Here is a 22007-nt window from a genome sequence, read left to right on the forward strand (position 1 = left end):
ACGCCCCCGCCGCCGACCGCAGAAACCCCGCCCGCACCACCCGGTCCGCCAAGACCCCACGGACACCGTGCGCGGCCCGAACCACCACATCGACCGTGCGGGCATCGGCCTCGTCCGCGACCCGTTCGCGCTGCGCCCCCGTGCGCGGGTCGATGCTCCATACCGGTGTTGCTGCCACTGCGTCGGCCTCCCAGACAAAGAGTGTTCGAGATTTCGTACTGCGTTCCCTATTTCGAACCTCTGCAGGTTATGCTCCGCACAGAAAGGCGGTCAAGAGCGTTCGCGCCCCATTGACACGCGGCAAGCTCCGTCCTTACTGTCGCGGCAGAATTTCGAACATGTGTCGAGATATCGAACATGACAGGAGTCAACTGCCTTGCGCATCACGGGAATCAGCACACATGTGATCGGGACCCCTTGGCGGAACCTCACCTACGTCCAGGTCCACACCGACGAAGGACTCACCGGCATCGGCGAGACCCGCATGCTGGGCCACACCGACGCCCTCGTCGGCTATCTGCGCGAGGCGGAGGCGAACCACATCGCGGGGTCCGACCCGTTCGCGATCGAGGACCTCGTCCGCCGTATGAAGTACGGCGACTACGGCCGGGCCGGCGAGATCGTCATGTCGGGCATCGCCTGCGTGGAGATGGCCTGCTGGGACATCAAGGGCAAGGCGCTCGGCGTGCCGGTGTGGCAGCTGCTGGGCGGCAAGGTCCACGACCGGGTCAAGGCGTACGCGAACGGCTGGTACACCACGGAGCGCACTCCGGAGGCGTACCACAAGGCCGCCCGCGCGGTCATGGAGAAGGGTTACCGGGCCCTGAAGATCGACCCGTTCGGCACGGGACACTACGAGCTGTCGCACCAGGAGTCGCTGTACTCGGTGTCGCTGATCGAGGCGGTCCGGGACGCGATCGGTCCCGACGCCGAGCTGATGCTGGAGATGCACGGCCGCTTCTCCCCGTCCACCGCCGTGCGGCTGGCGGGCGAACTCGCCCCGTACCGGCCCGCGTGGCTCGAGGAGCCCGTGCCGCCGGAGAACCTGAAGGCGCTGGCGAAGGTGGCGGAGAAGGTCGACATGCCGATCGCCACCGGTGAACGCATCCACGACCGCATCGAGTTCCGTGAACTCTTCGAGTCGCAGGCCGCCGACATCCTCCAGCCGGACGTCGGCCACATCGGCGGCATCCTGGAGACCCGTAAGCTCGCCGCGACCGCCGAGACGCACTACATGCTCGTCGCACCGCACAACGTGGGCGGGCCCGTACTGACGGCCGCCTCGCTCCAAGTCGGCTTCTCCACCCCCAACTTCAAGATCCTGGAGCACTTCAACGACTTCGCCGACGCCGAGATCAAGAAGGTCGTCAAGGGTGCGCCGCAGGTCGTGGACGGCTACTTCGAGCTGTCGCACGAACCGGGGCTCGGGGTCGAGCTCGACACCGACGCGGCAGCCGAATTCCCGCAGCAGCGGGCCCGGTTCGACCTGTGGGCCGAGGGCTGGGAGAAGCGGGACCCGACGGGGAACCAGGCATGACCGCCGACGGGGCGGACCGCCCGTCCCGGGAGGTCGTGCTCGACGGCCCCGGCCGGTTCCGGCTCGCCGCGCACACCCCGCGCCCGGCCGGCCCGGGCGAGGCGCAGGTCACGATCGCGGCGGTCGGCATCTGCGGCAGCGACCGGGAGGTGTTCCAGGGCACCCGGCCGGAGGGCTACGTCCGCTATCCCGTCGTCCCTGGGCACGAGTGGTCGGGCACCGTGGCGGCCGTCGGTGACGGTGTGCCCGGCTCGCTCGTCGGCCGGAAGGTCGTCGGCGAGGGCTTCCGCAACTGCCAGGTCTGCGACCGCTGCCACGCGGGCGAGACCACCCTGTGCGGCGCGGGCTACGAGGAGACCGGCTTCACCCGGCCCGGGGCGATGGCCTCGACCCTCACCCTGCCCGCCCGGCTGCTCCACCCGCTGCCGGACGACGCCGACCTGGCGGCCGCCGCTCTGCTCGAACCGGCGGCGTGTGTCGCCGCCGCGGCGCTCAAGGCGGCCGTCCGGCCCGGTGAACGGGTGGCCGTCGTGGGCACCGGCACCCTCGGGATGCTCGCGGCGCAGCTCCTCGGGGCCTGCTCCCCCGCCGAGTTGCTGATGGTGGGCACCCGGTCCGACCGGGCCCCGCTCGCCCGCTCCTTCGGGGCGACGGACTACCGCACGGTGGAGGAGGAGCCCCTGCCGGGCGGGTTCGACGTCGTCGTCGAGGCCGCCGGTGCGGCGTCGGCCGCCCGTACGTCGGCCGCGCTGCTGCGGCGCGGCGGCCGCCTGGTGCTCACCGGCATCCCCGCGCCCGGCGCCCTCGGGCTGGACCCGACCGATCTCGTGGTGCGCCGGCTGGAGATCCACACCGTGTTCGGCGCACCGCCGGCCGCCTGGGCGCACGCGGTGCGCGCCTTCGCCGCCGGGTTGCTCACGCCGCTGCCGCTGGTCACCCATGAGCTGACGCTCGACGCGTTCGAGCAGGCCATGGAGCTGGTGGGCGCCGGCGATCCCGCGGTCGGCAAGGTACTGCTGCGCCCCTGAGAACCCACCCCCCACGAGGGCCGGGGCGGCGATCGGAGCCGTCCCGGCCCACACTCACGATCTCGAACAACATTCGGGATTTCGAACATAGTCGACGACGCCCTTCAGTCAGCCGGAGGAGATCCATGTCCCCGTCCTCACCACCGCGCCGCCCCGGCGAACCCGCCCTGACCGCCCTCCGCCTCGGCGGCGCGGCCCACGACCCCGCCGACGCCTCGCCGCACACCTTCCCCGACGGCGGCCGCTGGCGGGTGGAGATCCCGTCCGTCGAGGGCCCGGAGGCGCTGGCCGCCGTGCTCAAGGAGTCGACCCGGCTGGATGTGCCCGTGCACCGCATCAGCCAGGGCAGCGGCGTGTGGATGCTCAGCGACGACGAGATCACCGAGATGGCGGAGGCGACGGCCGAACGCGGCATCGAGCTCTGTCTGTTCACCGGACCGCGCGGCACCTGGGACATCGGTGGCTCCACCCGTACCGACTCCCGCGGCGGGGGTCTGCGCGCCCGCGGGCACGACGCGGTCGCGGGCTGCGTCGAGGACGCGCTGCGCGCCACGGAACTGGGCGTCCGCTGCCTGCTCGTCGCCGACGAGGGAGTGCTGTGGACGCTGCACCGGGCCCGGACGCGGGGTCTCCTCCCCGCCGACACCACCCTCAAGGTCTCGGCGCTGATCGGCCCGGTCAACCCGGCCGCGTACGCCGTGTACGAGCGCCTCGGCGCCGACTCCCTCAATGTGCCCAGCGACCTGACGCCGGCCCACCTCACCGAGATCCGCCGGGTGAGCCGTGCGCCGATGGACATGTACGTCGAGGCGCCGGACGACCTCGGCGGCTATGTCCGCATGTACGACATCGCCGAGCTGATCCGGCGCGGCGCTCCCCTCTACCTCAAGTTCGGTCTGGCCAAGGCCCCGTCCGTCTATCCGTCGGGCCTGCATCTGCGGGAGACCGTGCTGAGCACCGCCCGCGAGCGGGTACGCCGGGGCAGGCTGGCGCTCGATCTGCTGGCGCGGCACGGGGCCGACGACGCGATGTCGCCGCTCGGTGCGCGGCTGCCGGGCGAGCTGCACCGGTTCGAGGACGCCGGCGTCTGAGACACCCGCGAAGGCCGGGGCGCACCGATCGGTGCGCCCCGGCCTTCGCGGCGGCCGGTGGGGGCCGGGTCAGTAGACGGACGGCCAGCCGCCGCCCCAGCCCAGCCGGTTGACGCCGAGCTTGTGGGTGCCGCCGTCCTGGCCGTCGTAGTAGTGGTAGACGAGCACGTGGCCGTCCGCGTCCTTGATGACGGACTGCCCGCCCGGGCCGATGACCCGGCCGTGGGACTCGAGGACGAGCGTGCCGCCGTTGTTCATCATCGGTACGCCGGCGCGGTCGGTGTAGGGCCCGGTGACCCGGCTCGACCGGCCGACCTTGATCTTGTAGGTGGACGAGGTGCCGGCGCAGCACGTGTCGTACGAGGCGAAGAGGTAGTAGAGGCCGTTGCGCTTGACCAGTTGGGGCGCCTCGACCGCGCGGCTGCCGGTGGGACGGGAGGCGAGGGAGTACCGCGTCCTGTCGCCGGCGTGCTGCTTGCCCGTGCCCGGGTCGAGGCGGATCATCTTGATCCCGGTCCACCAGGAACCGAAGGTGAGCCACCACGTTCCGTCGTCGTCGACGAAGAGGTTCGGGTCGATGGCGTTGTGGTCGCTCGATCCGTCCGTGCTGTGCACGATGCCGTGGTCGGTCCACGTGCCCGGCATTCCGGTGGAGGACGTCGCGAAGCCGATCGCCGACGTGTTGGAGCCGAAGCGGGAAACGGCGTAGTACATCAGGTACGTGCCGCCGTGGTACGAGATGTCGGGGGCCCATGCCTCCGGTACGGAGGAGTAGCGGCTCCACCAGGAGGGCACGGTGGGGAACGCGGAGCCTCCGGCGCGGAAGGCGATCCGGTCGGTGGACGAGCGCATGGCCAGTCCGCCGCCGGTGGAGTAGAGCAGATAGGTGCCGTCGGAACGGCGGACCATGGCGGGGTCGTGCACGACGATGTCACCGGTCACGTGCCCCGGCGCCGGGTAGGCGAGAGCCGTACCCGGAGCCAGGGCCAGCAGTGTGGCCAGGGGGATCGACACCAGTGCGCGTGCGAGCGGGCGGGGCAGGAGTGCTGTGCGGCTCATTGCGATGACTCCTTCTTCGGACAACCGTGTCGACGGGCCCGCTCTTCGGGCCCGTCCTACTGGCCGGCGAGACCCGTGTGCGCGATGCCGCGCACGATCTGCCGCTGGAAGAGCATGAACACGATCAGCAGGGGCAGTCCGGCGATGACCAGGGCCGCCATGATCTGCGCGTAGCGGACGCCGAACGACGACTGGACGTTGACCAGGCCGACGGGCAGCGTCATCCCGGCGGGGTCGGTGGTCACCAGGAACGGCCACAGGAAGTTGTTCCAGGTGGAGATGAAGGTGAAGATCGCGACGGCGGCGAGCACCGGCCGGGACAGCGGCATCACGATCGTCCAGAAGACCCGCCAGCGTCCCGCGCCGTCGACGAAGGCCGCCTCCTCCAGCTCCCGCGGCACCCCTTCGAAGAACTTCACCAGGATGAAGACCATGGCCGGCACGGCGACCTGGGGCAGGATCACGCCCCAGTAGGTGTCGACCAGACCGAGCTGCACCATCTCGGTGAACAGCGGTGCGATCAGCACCTGCGGCGGCACCATGATGCCCGCGAGGACCAGCCCGTAGAGCAGCTTGCGGCCGCGGAAGTCGGTGCGGGTGAAGCCGTAGGCGGCCATCGCGCACGTCAGGACGGTGAGCACGGTCGTCATCAGGGAGATGTACGCGGAGTTCAGCATCCAGCGCATCAGATCGCCGGACTCCCACACCTTGGTGTAGGCGTCGAAGGTGATGCGCGAGCCGATCCATTCGAGCGGGGTGCTCGTCGTCTCGGCCTCGGGCTTCAGCGAGGTCGCCACGGCCCAGGCCAGCGGGATCAGCCAGGCGGCCGCCACGACCAGGGCGATCACCAGCAGGGCGATCCTGCCGCCGGTCCAGCGGATTCGGCGACCGCCGGCGTCGGTGGCGGTCCGGCGGACGGACGGGATCTTGGCGGTGACGGAACCGCTCACTTTGCGGCCTCCTCAGCTCGGCGCCGGGACAGCACGGGCTGCACCAGGGAGACGATCAGGATCAGGGCGAAGAAGATGTAGGAGACGGCCGAGGCGTAGCCGATGCGGTATCCGGTGAATCCCTGCTGGTAGACGTACTGGAGGATCGGCCGGGTGGACTCGTCGGGGCCGCCGCCGGTCATGATGTAGACCTGGTCGAAGATCTTCAGCGAGGCCAGCACCTGGAGGACGATCACCAGTCCGGTGGTGCGGCGCAGCATCGGCAGCGTGATGTGCCACAGGCGGTGCCAGGCGCCGGCGCCGTCGAGCTCCGCGGCCTCGTACAGGTGGACCGGGACGGCCTGCAGCGCGGCCAGGTAGAGCAGGAAGTTGAAGCCGACCGTCCACCAGACGGTGGTCGCCACGATGGAGAGCATCGCGTAGCGCTCCTCGCTCAGCCAGCCGATGCCCGGCTCGAGGCCGGCGGAGGCGAGCATCTGGTCGGCGAGGCCGAAGCCGGACGGGAAGATCATCTGCGCGAAGAGCAGGCAGACTACCCCGGACGGCAGCAGGAACGGGGCGAACCAGCTCAGCCGCCACAGCCACTGCACCACCCGGAGCTGGTGCGAGAGCAGCGCCAGTCCCAGGCCCACGAGGACGAGGGGGACGGTGGAGAGCACGGTGAACCAGACCGTGTTCCACAGCGAGGACCAGACGTCCGGGTCGGCGATGGCCTCGGCGTAGTTGGCCAGGCCGACGAACTCGCCCCCGGTGCCGGTGATGTTCTCGCTCGTCAGGCTCATGCCGACGCCGGATATCAGCGGCCACAGCAGGAACATCGCGTACACGAGCAGGAACGGGGCGACGAAGACCAGGCCGTGCTCGGTCCAGCTGCGGTGGACGGAGCGGACCGGCGTGCGGGCGGCGGCGGTGCGGTCCTTCGCCACCGGTGGCGGCGGCGCCGCGGTGGTGGTGGTCATGACGCGACTCCGGGAAGGGGATTGCGGGTGTCGAGGAGGTTCCTGAGGCGGGACTTGGCCTCGGTCAGGGCGCCGCGAGGGGTGCGGGAGCCGGTGAGGACGCCCGAGAAGACGGCGCCGAGCTCGATCCACATCCGGGAGGCGGAGCCGGCGAACCACGCGGGCTCGTCGAGCGCCACGTCGTCGATGACGCCGCGGTACTCGGACTGCGGCTTCAGCTCGAGATAGGCGGGGTCCTTCAGGACCGGGCGGTACGCGGGCACATGGCCGCCCTCGGCCCAGGCGACGGAGTTGCGCAGCATCCAGGCGACGAGGGTGTGGGCGGCCTCGTTGGACGCCCCGCCGCGGCCGGCCTGGTGCGGGAGGACGAAGGCGTGGCAGTCGGCCTGGACGGAGGGGCGGCCGAAGAGGGCGGGGACGCGGGTCATGGAGAACGGGATCCCTGCCGTGCGGAAGGTGCTGATCTCCCATTCGCCGTTGAGGTGGAAGGCCGTCTTCCCGCCGTTGAAGATGCCGACGGAGGCGCCGTAGTCGGCGCGGCGCACCATCAGCCCCTCCTCCGCGAGCGTGGCCATGTACGTCAGGACGCGCAGTGCCTTCGCGTCGTCCAGCGCGAGGCGCTTGCCGTCCTCGGAGAGGACCTTGCCGCCGGTCTGGGAGTAGAAGGTGGCGAACAGCCGCCAGGGGGTGATGCAGTCGGGGCCGAGAGTCTCCGTCACGAGACCGGGCAGGCCGGTGGCCTTCTTCGCCGCGCGCAGCGCGTCGGCGAACTCCTCGGCGCCCTGGATGGGTTTGAGGCGGCAGCCCGTCATGAGCCCGGCCTTCTCGCACACCTCGGTCTGGTAGTAGAGCACCATGGGGTGGGTGTCGAGCGGCACGGCGTACTGCTGGCCGGACACCTGGCCGCGCTGCCAGATGTCCGGCGGGAAGTCCTGCTCGCGCACTCCGAGGTCGGCGAGCAGGTCCAGGTCGAACGGGTCGAGGAGCCGCCCGGGGGCGAAGCCCGCGAGTCGGGCGAGGTGCAGCACGGCCAGTTCGGGAGCGCGTCCGCCGGCGCCCGCCATGCCCAGCTTGGTGTAGTAGGGGGCGCCCCACTGGAGTGTCACGGCCTCCAGCGCCACGTCTCGGTGCTCGGCGCGGAAGTCGTCGAGCATGCCCTGCATGTTGACGCCGTCGCCGCCGCCGAACAGATGCCAGAACCGCAGTGGGGTCTGTCCGGGGCCGGCGGTGGCGGACGGCGCGGCGCAGCCGGACAGGGGGCCCAGGGCCGCGGCGCCGGCCAGGGCGCCGACGCCGCCGGCGAGGGCTCGTCGCCGGGTGAGGAGGGAAGGGTGCATGGCGGCTCGTCTCTGCGGGAGTTCGGTCGGTGGCTGAAGTGGCTGAGGCCGCGGCTGAGGTCGCGGCGGGTCGGTGCCGGGGGCCGCCCGGCCCCGGTGCCCGGGGCGAGGCGGGGGCGGGCGGCGGCTTGTGCGGGCGGGGCGGGGAAGGTCAGGCGTCGGGGGCCAGACGGATCACGTTCCACGACAGCGGTTCGAGGGTGACGTCGAGGACGCCCGCGTCGAGCCGGGCGCCGTCGCCGGCGTGCGGCACGACGCGTTCGGGGTCGGCCAGGGTGTTGCGCGCGTCCGGGTCGGCGTCGCTCAGCACGCTGTGCGCCACGACGCGGCTCACGTCCAGCCCGGACAGTGCCACGCGCAGCGGCAGCGGCTCGTGCTGGTCGCGGTTGACGGCGAAGACCGTGACGGCGCCGCTCTCCGGGTCCCGTACGGCGGTGGCGTGCAGCAGCGGCACCTCGCCGTAGGCGGCCGTGCGGTACGTGGGCGACTCGGCCCGTACGTCGAGGACTTCGCCGCGCCCGTACCGGGAAGCCTGGGCGAAGGGGAAGAACGTCGTCTGCCGCCAGGCGGGGCCGCCCGGTTCGGTCATGATCGGGGCGATCACGTTGACGAGCTGGGCGAGGCAGGCGACGGTGACCCGGTCCGCGTGGCGCAGCAGCGCGATCAGCAGCGAGCCGAAGACGACGGCGTCGGTGACGCTGTAGTTGTCCTCCAGCAGCCGCGGCGCCTCCGGCCAGTCCAGCGGGTTCGCCTCGCTCTCCGCCTGGAAGCGCCGCTGGTACCAGACGTTCCACTCGTCGAAGGAGAGCTGGATCCTCTTCTTCGACTTGAGCCGGGCGCCGACGTGGTCGCAGGTGGCGACGACGTTCTCGATGAAGGACTCCATGTCGACGGCGGAGGCGAGGAACGAGTCGCGGTCGCCGTCGAGTTCCTCGTAGTACGCGTGCAGCGAGATGTGGTCGACCAGGTCGTACGTCTCCGCGAGGACCGTGGCCTCCCAGGCGGCGAAGGTGGGCATGGCCTGGCTGGAGCTGCCGCAGGCGACGAGCTCCAGACCGGGGTCGATCTGGCGCATCGCCCGGGCGGTCTCCGCCGCCAGCCTGCCGTATTCCTCGGCCGTCTTGTGGCCGGTCTGCCAGGGCCCGTCCATCTCGTTGCCGAGGCACCACAGGCGGATGCCGAACGGGTCCTTGTCGCCGTGCGCGATGCGCCGGTCGGACAGTTCGGTGCCGGCCGGGTGGTTGGCGTACTCCTGGAGCTGGAGCGCTTCGGCCACGCCCCGCGTGCCGAGGTTCACGGCCATCATCGGCTCGGCCTGCGGGCCGACCTTCTTCAGGAAGGCGATGAACTCGCTCAGCCCGAAGCGGTTGGTCTCGGTGGACCGCCAGGCGAGGTCGAGGCGGCGCGGGCGCTCCTCCGCGGGACCGACGGAGTCCTCCCACCGGTAGCCGGAGACGAAGTTGCCGCCGGGGTAGCGGATCGCGGTGACGCCGAGTTCGCGGACCAGTTCCAGGACGTCGGTCCGCAGCCCGGCCTCGTCGGCGGCCGGGTGGCCGGGCTCGTAGACGCCGGTGTACACACAGCGGCCCAGGTGCTCGACGAAGGAGCCGAAGAGACGGGGATTCACCTCTCCCACGGTGAAGGCCGGGTCGAGTGTGAAACGGGCGTTGCGCTCGGGCATGGTGTCCTTCCGAAGGTGTGCGGGCGTCAGCGGGAGACGGCCGGCCAGCCGTCCTTGCCCCAGGTCAGGGCGTTGAGGCCGAGCTTGGGCCGGCCTTCGTCCGCTGCGTCGTAGTAGTGGTAGACGAGGACGTCACGGCCGCGGTCGCGGAGCACGGACTGGCCGCCGGTGCCGACGTACCTGCCGTGTCCGGCGAGCAGCGGCTCGCCGCCGCCCTCGGTCATGGGGGTGCCGTCGCGGTCGTAGTAGGGACCGGTGGGGCTGGTCGCCCGGCCGACGCGGATGTTGTACGTCGACTCGGTGCCGGCGCAGCAGCGGTCGTAGGAGACGAAGAGGTAGTACTGGCCGCGGTGCTTGACGATGTACGACGCCTCGACGGCGTACGGCTCGTCCGGGCGGGTGGCGAGGTGCAGCACCTCGGGGTCGCCGGTGGCCGGTTTGCCGGTGCGGCGGTCGAGCTCGATCATGCGGATGCCGGTCCAGTACGAGCCGAAGCTCATCCAGACCTTGCCGTCGGCCTCGATGACGGCCGGGTCGATGGCGTTGTAGTGGTCCGAGGTCGTGGTCGCGAAGACGACGCCGCGGTCCTGCCAGGTGCCGGGCCTGCCGGAGACCGAGGTCGCGAGGCCGATGGCGGAGTGGTTGGAGCCGAAGGAGGAGACGGCGTAGTAGAGCCAGTGGACGCCGTCGCGGTAGGTGACTTCCGGCGCCCAGGGGTCGCCCTCGGGCGAGTAGGCGCGCCACCAGTCGGGGATCTCGGTGAAGGCCGAGCCGGCACGACGCCAGGTCCGGCCGTCCTGGGAGACGCGGGCCTCGATCCTGTTGTGGGTGGAGTAGACGACGTAGCTGCCGTCCGCCAGCCGGACGGCGGACGGGTCGTGGACCTCGGTGTCCCCGGTGACGGGGCGCGGGTCCGGGTACGCGGCGGCGGACGCCCGGGCGGGAGCGGCGGCATCCGCGGGGCCGGCGGCGTGGCCGGGCAGGGTGCCGGCGCCGCACAGGGCCGCGGCCAGCGCGGTGGCGGCGACGGCGGTTCTGAGGTGCTTGCGGCGTCCGGATCGGGCGGCGTTCATGAAGGGCGGCTCCTTCATTCGACGGGGAGAGGGAAGGTGGAGCAGCCGTGGACTGTTCGAAATACCGGCACATGCTCGCGACTTCGAACGGGACCGTAGACGCGGGGAAACGAGCCGTCAATGACTTTCGCTGAAATGACGAACAACGTTCGATATCACGAACGCCGGGATGGAACGGTGGACCGTTCACCGCCCCGCCCCGGCCCGCTCAGCCCAGGAACGCCGGCTGCGCCAGCCCCTTGCCCGCACCGGGGAGCACCAGCACCGATCCCGACAGCGGATGCGGCGCGGCAAGTCCCTTGCGGGCGGAGGTGATGTAGAGGTCGGTGAGGGCGGCGCCGCCGAAGGCGCACGAGGTGGGCCGGCGCACCGGCAGCGCGACGACGCGGTCCAACTCCCCCTCGGGCGTGTAGCGGCGCACGGCGCCGCCGTCCCAGAGGGCCACCCAGAGGCAGCCGTCCGCGTCCACGGTCAGCCCGTCCGGGTAGCCCGCGCCCGGCTCGACGACGGCCAGCGGACGGCGGTTCACCGGCACCGGGTCGCCGGGCCGCACGTCGAACACGTCGATGCGGCGGGTCGGCGAGTCGACGTAGTACATCCGGCTGCCGTCGGGGCTCCATCCGGTGCCGTTGCTGACGGCGACGTCGGTCAGCAGCGGGGAGGCCGTGCCGTCCGGTGCGATCCGGGTGAGCGTCCCGCCGCCGGGCGCCTCGTCGTAGCGCATGGTCCCGGCCCACAGGGAGCCGTCCGGCGCCACGGCCGCTTCGTTGCCGCGCCGTCCCTCGACCGGAGCCCGGTGCAGCCAGCGGAAGGCGCCGCCGGCGTCGTAGAGTCCCACGCCGTCCCGGAGGTTGACGACCAGTCCCCCGCCGGCGCGCGGCTTGGCGGCTCCGACGTGCTGCTCGGTGGCCATGACGGTACGCCGGCCGGTGGCGGGGTCGTAGGTGTGCACGCGCGCGGAGAGGATGTCGACCCACAGCAGGCGGGCGGCCGACGCGTCCCAGGTGGGCCCCTCGCCCAGTACGGCCTCGTGCCGCACCGCGATCTCGGGGCCCCTCACAGCGCGGCCCGGTGGCCGAGCCGCTCGGACAGGTCCGCGGCGCCCTTGGCGGCCAGCGGACGCAGCTCCGCGAGGCGTTCCTCGCTCCAGCGGATCATCGGCACGGAGATGGAGAGCGCCGCGACGACCCGTCCGGAGCGGTCGCGCACCGGCGCGGCGACGCAGCTGACGTCCGCGTTCGACTCGCGCTGCTCCAGTGCGACGCCGGCCGACCGCACGGTCGCGAGCTCGGAGCGGAGCACGGCCGGGTCGGTGATGCTGTTCGATGTCATGGCCACCAGTTCGGTGCCAGGGGCGAGGCGGGCGTCGAGCTGGTCCTCGGGGAGGGAGGCGAGCAGCATCTTGCCGACGGCGGTGCAGTGCGCCGGCAGGCTCCGGCCCGCGGCCGAGACCATGCGGACGGCGTGGGTGGAGTCGACCTTCGCGACGTAGAGGACCTGGGAGCCGTCCAGGATCGCGACGTGGACGGTCTCGCCGCAGGTCTGCGCGACGGAGCGGGCCACCTCCTGGCCCTCGCGGGCGAGGTCGAGCTGCTCGGCGTAGCGGCTGCCGAGCTGGTAGGTGCGGACGCCGAGCCGGTAGCGCCCGGACTGGCCCTCCACCGGGACGAGATAGGACCGGGCCGTGAGTGTGGTGATGAGTTCGTGCACAGTGGTGCGCGGCAGCTGGAGTTTGCGGACGATGTCGGGGGCCGACAGCGTCCCGTCCCCGTCGAGGAAAAGCTCCAGAATGTCGAGAGCCCGGGTGACAGCGGGCACGTGGCGTCCCATGACTTCCCCCTTGTTCGGGATGGCAGCGTTCGAAATGGCGACTGTTCGAGATATCAACGCTTGACCGACTGAGCGAACAGTCTATCGCCGCAGCCTTCCGCCGGTAAGCGGTGCGGATCTGCCGTTTTCGCTGTCCGACCCATTGACACCCGCCCGCCACGGTCCTTACCTTCACCGCAGAATCTCGAACGCCGTCCGATATATCGAACATTGAGGTTGCTCGTGACCCCTCCCTCCGCGCCGGCCACCGGCAAACGCCGACCGGGTGAGCCGGCGCTCGCCGCGCTCGGCCTGGCCGCTCCCGCCGAGAACCCGGCGGACGCCTCCCCGCACCGGTTCCCCGACGGGGGCGGCTGGCGCACCGAGATCCCCTCCTGCGAGGGCCCCGAGGTGCTCGCCGTCGTACTCGAGGAGGCCGCCCGGCTGGACCTGCCGATCCATCGCGTCAGCCAGGGCAGCGGCGTCTGGATGCTGACCGACCGCGAGATCACCGAGATGGTGGAGGCGACGGCCGAACGCGGCATCGAGCTCTGCCTGTTCACCGGACCGCGCGGCACCTGGGACATCGGCGCGTCGACCCGTACCGACTCCGGCGGCTCCGGGCTGCGGGCCCGTGGTCACGACGCGCTCGCCGGGTGCGTCGAGGACGCCCTGCGCGCCGCCTCCCTCGGCGTCCGGTGCCTGCTCGTCGCGGACGAGGGGGTGCTCTGGTGCCTGCACCGGCTGCGGGAGCAGGGAGTACTGCCGGCCGACACGACGTTCAAGGTCTCGGCACTCGTCGGCCCGGTCAACCCGGCCGCGTACGCGGTCCATGAGCGTCTCGGCGCCGACTCCGTCAACGTCCCCTCCGATCTGACGCTCGCTCACCTCACCGAGATCCGCCGGGTCAGCGGTGCGCCGATGGACCTCTACGTCGAGGCCCCCGACGACCTCGGCGGCTACGTCCGCATGTACGAGACCGCCGAGCTGATCCGGCGCGGCGCCCCGCTCTACCTCAAGTTCGGGCTGAGCAGGGCTCCCGGTTTCTACCCGTACGGCGTCCAGATGCGCGACGCGATGCTGGCGTCGGCCCGCGAACGCGTCCGGCGCGGACGGCTCGTGCTCGACCTGCTCGCCCGGCACGGCGCCGACGGCGGGATGTCGCCGCTCGGCTCCCGCCTCCCCGGCCCGCTGCACCGCTTCCCGGTCACCGACCTGCCCCTGACCGACCTGCCCACAGACCTGCCCGGCGCCGCCCCGGCGGTCGTTCTCTCACCCCTGAAGGACTGATGATGATGCGTCACCGCCGAACCACGCTCGCCACCGCCGTCGCCGCCGCGCTCGCGCTGTCCCTCGCCGCCTGCGGCCAGAACAGCACGGGCGGCAGCAAGCAGGAGGACAAGGGCGGCAAGGGCTCCACCATCGGCATCGCCATGCCGACCAAGTCGTCGGAGCGGTGGATCGCCGACGGCGACAACATGGCCGCCCAGTTCCAGAAGCTCGGCTACAAGACGGATCTGCAGTACGGCGACGACGACGTCGACCAGCAGGTCAGCCAGATCGAGAACATGATCACCAAGGGCGTCGACGTGCTCGTCGTCGCCGCCATCGACGGCCGGGCGCTGGGCGACGTGCTGCGCCAGGCGGGCGATCAGGGCATCAAGGTGATCTCGTACGACCGGCTGATCCTCGGCAGCGACGACGTCGACTACTACGCGTCCTTCGACAACGAGAAGGTCGGCGAGCTCCAGGCCGGCTACATCGTGGAGAAGCTGGGCCTGCAGGACGGCAGCGCGAAGGGCCCGTTCACCGTCGAGCTGTTCGCCGGCTCCCCCGACGACAACAACACCCGCTTCTTCTTCCAGGGCGCGTGGAAGGTCCTCGAGCCCTACATCGACAAGAAGCAGCTGGTGGTCCGCAGCGGGCAGACCCGGCTGGAGCAGATCACCACCCTGCGCTGGGACGGCGGCACCGCGCAGAAGCGCATGGACGACCTGCTGACCGGCTCGTACTCCTCGGACACGGTGGACGCCGTGCTCTCCCCGTACGACGGCATCTCGATCGGCATCCTGTCCGCGCTCAAGTCCGACGGCTACGGCACCAAGGCCAAGCCGTACCCGGTGGTCACCGGGCAGGACGCGGAGGTCGCCTCCGTGAAGTCCATCATCGCCGGGCAGCAGACCCAGACCGTCTACAAGGACACCCGGGCGCTCGCCAAGCAGGCCGTGCAGATGGCCGACGCCGTGCTGAACGACAAGAAGCCCGAGGTCAACGACACCACGACCTACAACAACGAGAAGAAGGTCGTGCCCGCCTTCCTGCTCGACCCGGTCAGCGTCGACAAGTCCAACTACCAGCAGGTGCTCGTCGACTCGGGCTACATCAAGGCGAGCGACCTGTGACGGGCGGCGCGGCCGCGCCGATCCTCCAGATGCGCTCGATCGGCAAGTCGTTCCCCGGGGTGCGGGCGCTGTCCGACGTGACGCTGACCGTGGCGCCCGGCGAGGTGCACGCCATCTGCGGGGAGAACGGCGCCGGCAAGTCGACGCTGATGAAGGTGCTCAGCGGGGTCCATCCGCACGGCAGTTACGAGGGGGACATCCTCTTCGAGGGCGAGCGGTGCGCGTTCAAGGACATCCGGGCCAGCGAGGACCGCGGCATCGTCATCATCCATCAGGAACTCGCCCTGGTGCCGTACCTGTCCATCGCCGAGAACATCTTCCTCGGCAACGAGCACTCCCGGCGCGGCATCATCAGCTGGAACGAGACGCTGCGCCACGCCGCCGCCCTGCTCCAGCGCGTCGGCCTCCGCGAGCACCCGCAGACCCGGGTCGCGGACATCGGCGTCGGCAAGCAGCAGCTCGTGGAGATCGCCAAGGCGCTCTCCAAGAAGGTGAAGCTGCTGATCCTCGACGAACCGACGGCCGCGCTCAACGACGAGGACAGCGCCAAACTCCTCGTCCTGATGAAGGAGTTGAAGGAACAGGGCATCACCTCGATCATCATCTCGCACAAGCTGGGCGAGATCGCCGAGGTCGCCGACTCCGTCACCGTCATCCGCGACGGCCGCACCATCGAGACCCTCGACGTGCGGGACGGCGACACCACGGAGGACCGCATCATCCGCGGCATGGTGGGCCGCGACCTGGACCACCGGTTCCCCGAACGCACGCCGTGGACCGGCGACCAGGGCGCCCACCCCGCGCTGGAGATACGGGACTGGACGGTGCACCACCCCATCGACCAGCAGCGCAAGGTCGTCGACAACGTGTCCGTCGACGTCCGCCGGGGCGAGATCGTCGGCATCGCCGGACTGATGGGCGCCGGCCGCACGGAGCTGGCCATGAGCGTCTTCGGCCGCTCCTACGGACGCAACATCAGCGGAACGGTACTCAAGGACGGCAAGGAGATCAGGACCCGCACGGTCCCGGAGGCGGTGGGCCACGGCATCGCGTACGTCACCGAGGACCGCAAGCACTACGGCCTCAACCTGATCGACACCATCGGCCGCAACATCACCATGAGCGCCCTGTCCAAGGTCTCGCGGCGCGGCATCGTGGACGAGCACGCGGAACGCCGGGTCGCCGAGTCGTACCGCACCAGCATGAACATCAAGGCGCCGACGGTCATGGAGCAGGTCGGCCGGCTGTCCGGCGGCAACCAGCAGAAGGTCGTCCTCAGCAAGTGGATCTTCGCCGGTCCCGATGTGCTGATCCTCGACGAACCGACCCGCGGCATCGACGTGGGCGCGAAGTTCGAGATCTACACCGTGATCGACCGGCTCGCCGCCGAGGGCAAGGCCGTCGTCCTCATCTCCTCCGAACTCCCCGAACTGCTCGGCATGTGCGACCGCATCTACACGATGTCCGCCGGGCGCCTCACGGGCGAGGTGCCGCGCGGAGAGGCGACCCAGGAAGTCCTCATGCGCCGCATGACCGACACCAGCGACAAGAGGTAACAGACATGGGCCCGGTCACCACCACCGACACCAAGAACAGCCCGCCCAGCCCGGCGCCGCCGGGCGCACGCGCCGGCACGAAGTCGCTCCTGATGGACGCGGCCCGCCGCAACATGCGGCAGTACGGAATGCTCGTCGCCCTGGCGCTCATCGTCGTGCTGTTCGAAATATGGACCGACGGCGTCCTGCTGATGCCGAACAACGTCACCAATCTCGTGCTCCAGAACAGCTACATCCTGGTGCTCGGCATCGGCATGATGATCGTCATCATCTCGGGCCACATCGATCTGTCCGTCGGCTCCCTGGCGGCCTTCGTCTCCGCGGCCTGCGCGGTGATGATGGTCGAGCACGACGTGCCGTGGATGCTCGCCCTGGTGCTCGCCCTGTGCCTCGGCGCGGTCGCGGGGGCGTGGCAGGGCTTCTGGATCGCGTACGTCGGCATCCCGTCGTTCATCGTCACGCTGGCGGGCATGCTGCTGTTCCGCGGCGGCACCCAGATCCTGCTCGGCAGCCGGTCGCTCGGGCCGTTCCCCGAGGGGTTCCAGAAGATCTCCACCGGCTATCTGCCGGAGATCGGCCCGGTCACCAACTACCACAACCTGACGCTGCTGCTGGGTCTCGCGCTGCTCGCGTTCGCCCTGTGGCAGGAGGTCCGCGACCGGCGCCGGCAGCAGAAGTACGAGCTCGACGTGCTGCCGAGGGGCCTGTTCCTGGCCAAGTGCGCGGCGCTCGCGGCGGCGGTCCTCGCCTTCACCATGACCCTCGCCAGCTACCGCGGCGCCCCGGTCGTGCTGCTGCTCCTGGCGGCCCTGCTCGTCGGCTTCGGCTTCGTGATGCGCAACGCCGTCGTCGGACGCCATGTCTACGCCCTCGGCGGCAACCAGGCGGCGGCCAAGCTGTCGGGCGTGAAGGACAAGCGCGTCACGTTCCTGGTGTTCGTCAACATGGGCGTGCTGGCGGCGCTGGCGGGCGTCGTCTACGCCGCGCGCCTGAACGCCGGTGTGCCGCAGGCGGGCGTGAACTTCGAACTCGAGGCCATCGCGGCCGCGTTCATCGGCGGCGCGTCCATGAGCGGCGGCGTCGGGACGGTGCTCGGCGCGGTCATCGGCGGCCTGGTCCTCGGTGTGCTCAACAACGGCATGTCGCTCGTCGGCATCGGCAGCGACTACCAGCAGGTCATCAAGGGGCTGGTGCTGCTGGCGGCGGTCGGGTTCGACGTCTGGAACAAGCGCAAGGTCGGTTCCTGACCTTCTGACACCGGGCGAGCGGGGCCGCCGGTACGAGCTTCCGTACCGGCGGCCCGCCGCTGTCCGGGCCGGGACGCGGCCGACGAGGTGCCGAGCGCCGCCTCCGCGCGCGCTTCCCGGGGCCCGTCAGAAGGTGCCGAAGGAGTGCACCGTCGAGGACCGGTACGTCTGCCCGGGGCGCAGCACGGTCGACGGGAAGCCGGGCCGGTTGGGCGAGTCGGGGAAGTGCTGGGTCTCCAGACAGAAACCGTCGCCCTGGCGGTAGACGCGGCCGGAGGTGCCCTTCAGGGTGCCGTCGAGGAAGTTCCCGCTGTAGAACTGCACTCCCGGTTCGGTGGTGGCGATCCTCATGACCCGTCCGGAGGCGGGGTCGGCCACGGTGATCACCTGCTCCGGCGTCGCGGTGGCGCCCTTGTCGAGCACGAAGTTGTGGTCGTAGCCCTGCCCCAGCAGGATCTGCTCGTGGCCTTCGCGCAGGTCGTCTCCGATGCGTTTGGCGTGCCGGAAGTCGAAGGGCGTCCGTGAGACCGGGGCCCGCTCGCCGGTCGGGATGAGCGTGGCGTCGACGGGCGTGTAACGGGAGGCGTCGATCCGCAGCCGGTGGTCGTGAACGGCGCCGCTGCCCTCCCCCGCCAGGTTGAAGTACGTGTGGTTGGTGAGGTTGACGACGGTGGGCCGGTCCGTGGTCGCCTCGTAGTCGATGCGGAAGTCGCCGCGCGGGGTGAGGACGTAGTCGACCCGGACCGTCAGGGCGCCGGGATAGCCCATCTCGCCGTCCGGGCTGACCCGGCGCAGGGTGAGCCCGACGCCGGCCCCCTTGCGGTACGGCTCGACGTCCCACACGCGCTTGTCGAAGCCCTGGTCCCCGCCGTGGAGGCTGTTGGGGCCGTCGTTGGCCGGGAGCCGGTACGTGGTGCCGTCGAGGGTGAACCGGGCGTCGGCTATGCGGTTTCCGTAGCGGCCGATGAGGGCGCCGAAGTACGGGCTCTTCGCGACGTAGCCGGCCAGGTCGGCGAAGCCGAGCGACACGTTCGCCGGGCGGCCGCGGCGGTCGGGGATCTCGAGCGCCTGGACGATGCCGCCGTACGACAGGACCCGCAGCCGGGTCCCGCCGGCCGCGACGGTCCACCGGTCGACGGGGGTGCCGTCGGCCAGTGTCCCGAAGCGTTCGCGGACCGGCTCGTGTGCGCGGGCGGCCCCGGCGTCCTTCGGGCCGGCCGCCGCTGTCGTCGTGGTGGCCGCGGCAGCTGCGGCGCCCGCGGCCGCCGCCAGGACCGCGCGCCTGCTGGTCGTCATGGTTCCTCATCACTCCTTCGCCGGCCGCCGAGTTGCGGCCCGTTCGAAATATCGATCAATGTTCGAGAAGGTGGCGTAAGTCAACGACCGGGTTCGCGTCATGTCAACAGCCCGCGCAGACCCGTGTATTGACGCACCCAGACCGGCTCCCCCATGCTCGCCATGCGCAATTTCGCACAACGTTCGACATCTCGAACGCATTGTCTCTAGGAGAGCCCCATGGCAACCCGCACGACAAGCACGCGCGCGCCATCCCGACGCCCATGGACGAAGCCGTGGCCCCGTCTGTGCACGGGCATCCTGCTGGCCTGCACCCTCGGCGCCGGCCCGGCCACCGCGTCGGACGTGACCGGTGCGGCCGACGCGCCCGCACCCGCCACACCCGCCACACCCGCCGAATCCGCCGAATCCGCCGCACCCGTCACCGACTACAGCCTCACCGTCGATCCGTCCGGCCACGGCGCATCGATCGACGACTCGATGTACGGCATCTTCTACGAGGACATCAACCGCGCCGCGGACGGCGGCCTGTACGCGGAGCTCGTGCAGAACCGCTCCTTCGAGTACGACCGGGCGGACAACTCCTCGTACACGCCCCTGACCTCGTGGGCCACGACCACCGCAGGGGCCGCCACCGCGGAGGTCGTCGACGACGACGGCCGCCTGAACGAACGCAACAGGCGCTATCTGCGGATGTCCCTCGACGGCGCCGACGCGGGCGTGCGGCTCACCAACAGCGGATACAACACCGGCATCGCCGTGCGGGCCGGGCAGCGGTACGACTTCTCGGTGTGGGCCCGCACCGACCGGGCCGGCGGCACACCGCTGACCGTCTTTCTGGACGACGCGTCCGGAGCCCTCGCCGAGCCGCTGACCGTCCGGGCCGGCGACGACCGCTGGACCCGCTACACAGGCACCCTCACCGCGAGCCGCACCAGCACCGAGGGCCGGCTCACCGTCGGCGCGGGCGGCTCCGGGACGCTGCGGCTCGACATGGTCTCGCTCTTCCCGAGGAACACGTACAAGAACCGGCCGAACGGCATGCGCGAGGACCTCGCCCGGAAGATCGCCGCCCTGAAGCCCGGCTTCCTGCGCTTCCCCGGCGGCTGCCTGGTCAACACCGGAAGCCACGAGGCCTACGAGGCGCCCGGCTGGGAGCGCAGCCGCTCCTACCAGTGGAAGGACACCATCGGGCCCGTCGAGCAGCGCGCCACCAACGCCAACTTCTGGGGCTACAACCAGTCCTACGGCCTCGGGTACTACGAGTACTTCCAGTTCGCCGAGGACATCGGCGCGATGCCCGTACCCGTCGTCCCCGCGCTGGTCACCGGGTGCGGCCAGAACCGGGCCACCGACGACCCCGAGCTGCTGCGGCGGCACATCCGGGACACGCTGGACCTGATCGAGTTCGCCAACGGCCCCAGGACCTCGCCGTGGGGCGCCAAGCGTGCCGAGATGGGCCATCCGAAGCCGTTCGGCCTCACCCGTCTCGCGGTCGGCAACGAGGAGAACCTCCCCGACGAGTTCATGGCCCGCTTCACCGAGTTCCGCGACGCCATCGAGGCGCGGTACCCGGACATCACGGTCATCAGCAACTCGGGCCCGGACGACACGGGACCCGTGTTCGACCGCGCCTGGGAGCTCAGCCGGGCGGCCGGCGCCGCCATGGTCGACGAGCACTACTACAACAACCCGTCGTGGTTCCTGGAGAACAACGACCGCTACGACTCGTACGACCGCGAGGGCCCCCAGGTGTTCCTCGGTGAGTACGCCTCCCGGGACAACCGGTTCCGCAACGCCCTGGCGGAGGCCGCGTTCATGACGGGCCTCGAACGCAACGCGGACATCGTCAAGATGGCGTCCTACGCACCGCTGCTCGCCAACGAGGACTATGTGCAGTGGCAGCCGAACATGATCTGGTTCGACAACCACCGGTCGTGGGGCTCGGCCAACTACGAGATGCAGAAGCTGTTCATGACCAACGTCGGCGACCACGTCGTGCCCAGCGAGGCGTCCGGCACCCCGGCGGCAGAGGCCGGCATCACCGGCGCGGTCGGGCTGTCGACCTGGGCGACCAGCGCCTCGTACGACGACGTCTCCGTCACCTCCGCCGACGGCCGCACCCTGCTCCGGGACGACTTCTCCGGCACCGACTCCCAGTGGACCCGGGCGGCGGGCCGCGGCTCCTGGCAGATCCAGGACGGGGCGTTCGTCCAGTCCGACGCCGCCGCCGAGGACACCATGGTCACCGCCGGGGACCCGCAGTGGGAAAACTACGACCTGCGGGTGAAGGCCACGAAGAAGTCGGGTCGCGAGGGCTTCCTGGTCGCCTTCGGCGTCAAGGACACCGGCAACCACTACTGGTGGAACCTCGGCGGCTGGAACAACACCCGTTCCGCCGTGGAACAGGCCGAGCACGGCGCGAAGAACGTCGTGATCGAGGACGGCACGACGATCAACGCGGGCCAGGAGTACGACCTGCTGGTCAAGATCCGCGGCCGGCAGGTCACGCTCTTCCTGGACGGCAAGGAGTGGGGCAGCTTCACCGACCAGCCTGCGGAGCCCTTCCGCCAGGTCGTGACGTACGACCGGGCCCGCGGCGAACTCGTCGTCAAGGTCGTCAACGCCCAGGACGCGTCGGCCCGGACTCGTGTCGACCTGGGCCGCCGCACCGACGTCTCACCGACGGCCCGCCTGACGACCCTCGCGGGCGACCCGGACGCGGTCAACACGGCGACGGCCACCCCGATCAGCCCGAAACGCTCGGTGCTGCGCGGCGTGGACAACACGTTCAGCCACACGTTCCCGCCGAACTCGGTGACGTTCCTGCGCATCAAGGCGACCACGCCCGAGGGCTGACCGGACAGGGCCGCGCGCGTGCCGCGCCTCGCCGTCCGGACGGCGAGGCGCGGCCTCATGCGAAGTGCTCGCTCCGATGGTGTCGCGGGCCGCCGCTCGACGGCGGTCCGCGACACGCCCATG

At 70.8% G+C, this 22007-nt stretch carries 17 protein-coding genes; 8 read left to right on the top strand and 9 right to left on the bottom strand.

The annotated features are described in order from the left end of the window. The first annotated feature begins 376 nt into the window (after nt 1-376). The 3 genes from ACFYOP_RS20445 (at nt 377) to ACFYOP_RS20455 (ending at nt 3656) form a co-directional block, all read left to right on the top strand. Nucleotides 377-1537: a mandelate racemase/muconate lactonizing enzyme family protein gene (locus ACFYOP_RS20445; RefSeq protein WP_356897969.1), complete on the top strand. Its 1161-nt coding sequence runs from the start codon at nt 377-379 to the stop codon at nt 1535-1537. Continuing rightward, nucleotides 1534-2565, top strand: coding sequence for an alcohol dehydrogenase catalytic domain-containing protein (locus ACFYOP_RS20450; protein WP_356897968.1), 1032 nt, complete (start codon nt 1534-1536; stop codon nt 2563-2565). Before ACFYOP_RS20445 ends, ACFYOP_RS20450 begins: the two co-directional genes overlap by 4 nt. A 125-nt stretch (nt 2566-2690) precedes the next feature. Next, nucleotides 2691-3656, top strand: coding sequence for a hypothetical protein (locus ACFYOP_RS20455; protein WP_356897967.1), 966 nt, complete (start codon nt 2691-2693; stop codon nt 3654-3656). Nucleotides 3657-3725: 69 nt separating this feature from the next. Here the strand turns inward: ACFYOP_RS20455 and ACFYOP_RS20460 are convergent, their stop codons facing one another. The 8 genes from ACFYOP_RS20460 to ACFYOP_RS20495 all read right to left on the bottom strand — a co-directional run bounded on the left by ACFYOP_RS20460 (nt 3726) and on the right by ACFYOP_RS20495 (nt 12545). Beyond that, nucleotides 3726-4715 (bottom strand): arabinan endo-1,5-alpha-L-arabinosidase, encoded by a 990-nt coding sequence (locus ACFYOP_RS20460; RefSeq protein WP_356897966.1) that lies wholly within the window; start codon nt 4713-4715, stop codon nt 3726-3728. A gap of 56 nt (nt 4716-4771) precedes the next feature. Next, nucleotides 4772-5665 carry a carbohydrate ABC transporter permease gene (locus tag ACFYOP_RS20465; RefSeq protein ID WP_388452264.1) on the bottom strand — a complete coding sequence of 298 codons (894 nt, stop codon included), beginning with the start codon at nt 5663-5665 and terminating at the stop codon, nt 4772-4774. Continuing rightward, nucleotides 5662-6624: a sugar ABC transporter permease gene (locus ACFYOP_RS20470; protein WP_356897965.1), complete on the bottom strand. Its 963-nt coding sequence runs from the start codon at nt 6622-6624 to the stop codon at nt 5662-5664. Before ACFYOP_RS20470 ends, ACFYOP_RS20465 begins: the two co-directional genes overlap by 4 nt. Next, on the bottom strand, nt 6621-7961 hold the full coding sequence (locus ACFYOP_RS20475; protein ID WP_356897964.1) for an extracellular solute-binding protein: 1341 nt from the start codon (nt 7959-7961) through the stop codon (nt 6621-6623). Before ACFYOP_RS20475 ends, ACFYOP_RS20470 begins: the two co-directional genes overlap by 4 nt. A gap of 151 nt (nt 7962-8112) precedes the next feature. Then, entirely contained in the window at nt 8113-9642 is a 1530-nt protein-coding gene (locus tag ACFYOP_RS20480) for an alpha-N-arabinofuranosidase (RefSeq protein WP_356897963.1), read from the bottom strand. Between the two features lie 26 nt (nt 9643-9668). Next, nucleotides 9669-10715, bottom strand: coding sequence for an arabinan endo-1,5-alpha-L-arabinosidase (locus tag ACFYOP_RS20485; protein WP_356897962.1), 1047 nt, complete (start codon nt 10713-10715; stop codon nt 9669-9671). A 208-nt stretch (nt 10716-10923) separates the two neighbouring features. After that, nucleotides 10924-11775 carry an SMP-30/gluconolactonase/LRE family protein gene (locus tag ACFYOP_RS20490; protein WP_356897961.1) on the bottom strand — a complete coding sequence of 284 codons (852 nt, stop codon included), beginning with the start codon at nt 11773-11775 and terminating at the stop codon, nt 10924-10926. Beyond that, nucleotides 11772-12545 (bottom strand): IclR family transcriptional regulator, encoded by a 774-nt coding sequence (locus tag ACFYOP_RS20495; protein WP_356897960.1) that lies wholly within the window; start codon nt 12543-12545, stop codon nt 11772-11774. The genes ACFYOP_RS20490 and ACFYOP_RS20495 overlap by 4 nt, the downstream gene beginning before the upstream one ends. Before the next feature lie 222 nt (nt 12546-12767). Here ACFYOP_RS20495 and ACFYOP_RS20500 point away from each other — a divergent pair, with 222 nt between their 5' ends. From ACFYOP_RS20500 to mmsB, 4 genes are read left to right on the top strand one after another with little or no spacing between them, the layout of a single operon-like run. Then, a complete protein-coding gene (locus ACFYOP_RS20500; RefSeq protein WP_388452271.1) occupies nt 12768-13814 on the top strand; it encodes a hypothetical protein in 1047 nt (348 codons plus the stop codon). Nucleotides 13815-13819: 5 nt separating this feature from the next. Continuing rightward, the gene (gene chvE / locus ACFYOP_RS20505; protein WP_356897958.1) at nt 13820-14926 is read left to right on the top strand and encodes a multiple monosaccharide ABC transporter substrate-binding protein; all 1107 of its coding nucleotides are present in this window, start codon (nt 13820-13822) and stop codon (nt 14924-14926) included. Between the two features lie 29 nt (nt 14927-14955). After that, complete coding sequence (mmsA, locus tag ACFYOP_RS20510; RefSeq protein ID WP_356897975.1) at nt 14956-16482, top strand: multiple monosaccharide ABC transporter ATP-binding protein; 1527 nt, start codon at nt 14956-14958, stop codon at nt 16480-16482. A 5-nt stretch (nt 16483-16487) separates the two neighbouring features. After that, nucleotides 16488-17729, top strand: coding sequence for a multiple monosaccharide ABC transporter permease (gene mmsB, locus ACFYOP_RS20515; RefSeq protein ID WP_356897957.1), 1242 nt, complete (start codon nt 16488-16490; stop codon nt 17727-17729). 126 nt (nt 17730-17855) lie between these two features. Here the strand turns inward: mmsB and ACFYOP_RS20520 are convergent, their stop codons facing one another. Next, nucleotides 17856-19025, bottom strand: coding sequence for an aldose epimerase family protein (locus ACFYOP_RS20520; RefSeq protein ID WP_356897956.1), 1170 nt, complete (start codon nt 19023-19025; stop codon nt 17856-17858). A 219-nt stretch (nt 19026-19244) separates the two neighbouring features. On the opposite strand from ACFYOP_RS20520, the gene ACFYOP_RS20525 reads away from it, so the two are divergent. Next, nucleotides 19245-21884, top strand: a complete 2640-nt coding sequence (locus ACFYOP_RS20525; protein WP_356897955.1) for an alpha-L-arabinofuranosidase C-terminal domain-containing protein — start codon at nt 19245-19247, stop codon at nt 21882-21884. The last annotated feature ends 123 nt before the right edge of the window (nt 21885-22007 follow it).

It is taken from the genome of Streptomyces sp. NPDC006294 (genome assembly GCF_042870895.1).
GTDB lineage: Bacteria > Actinomycetota > Actinomycetes > Streptomycetales > Streptomycetaceae > Streptomyces.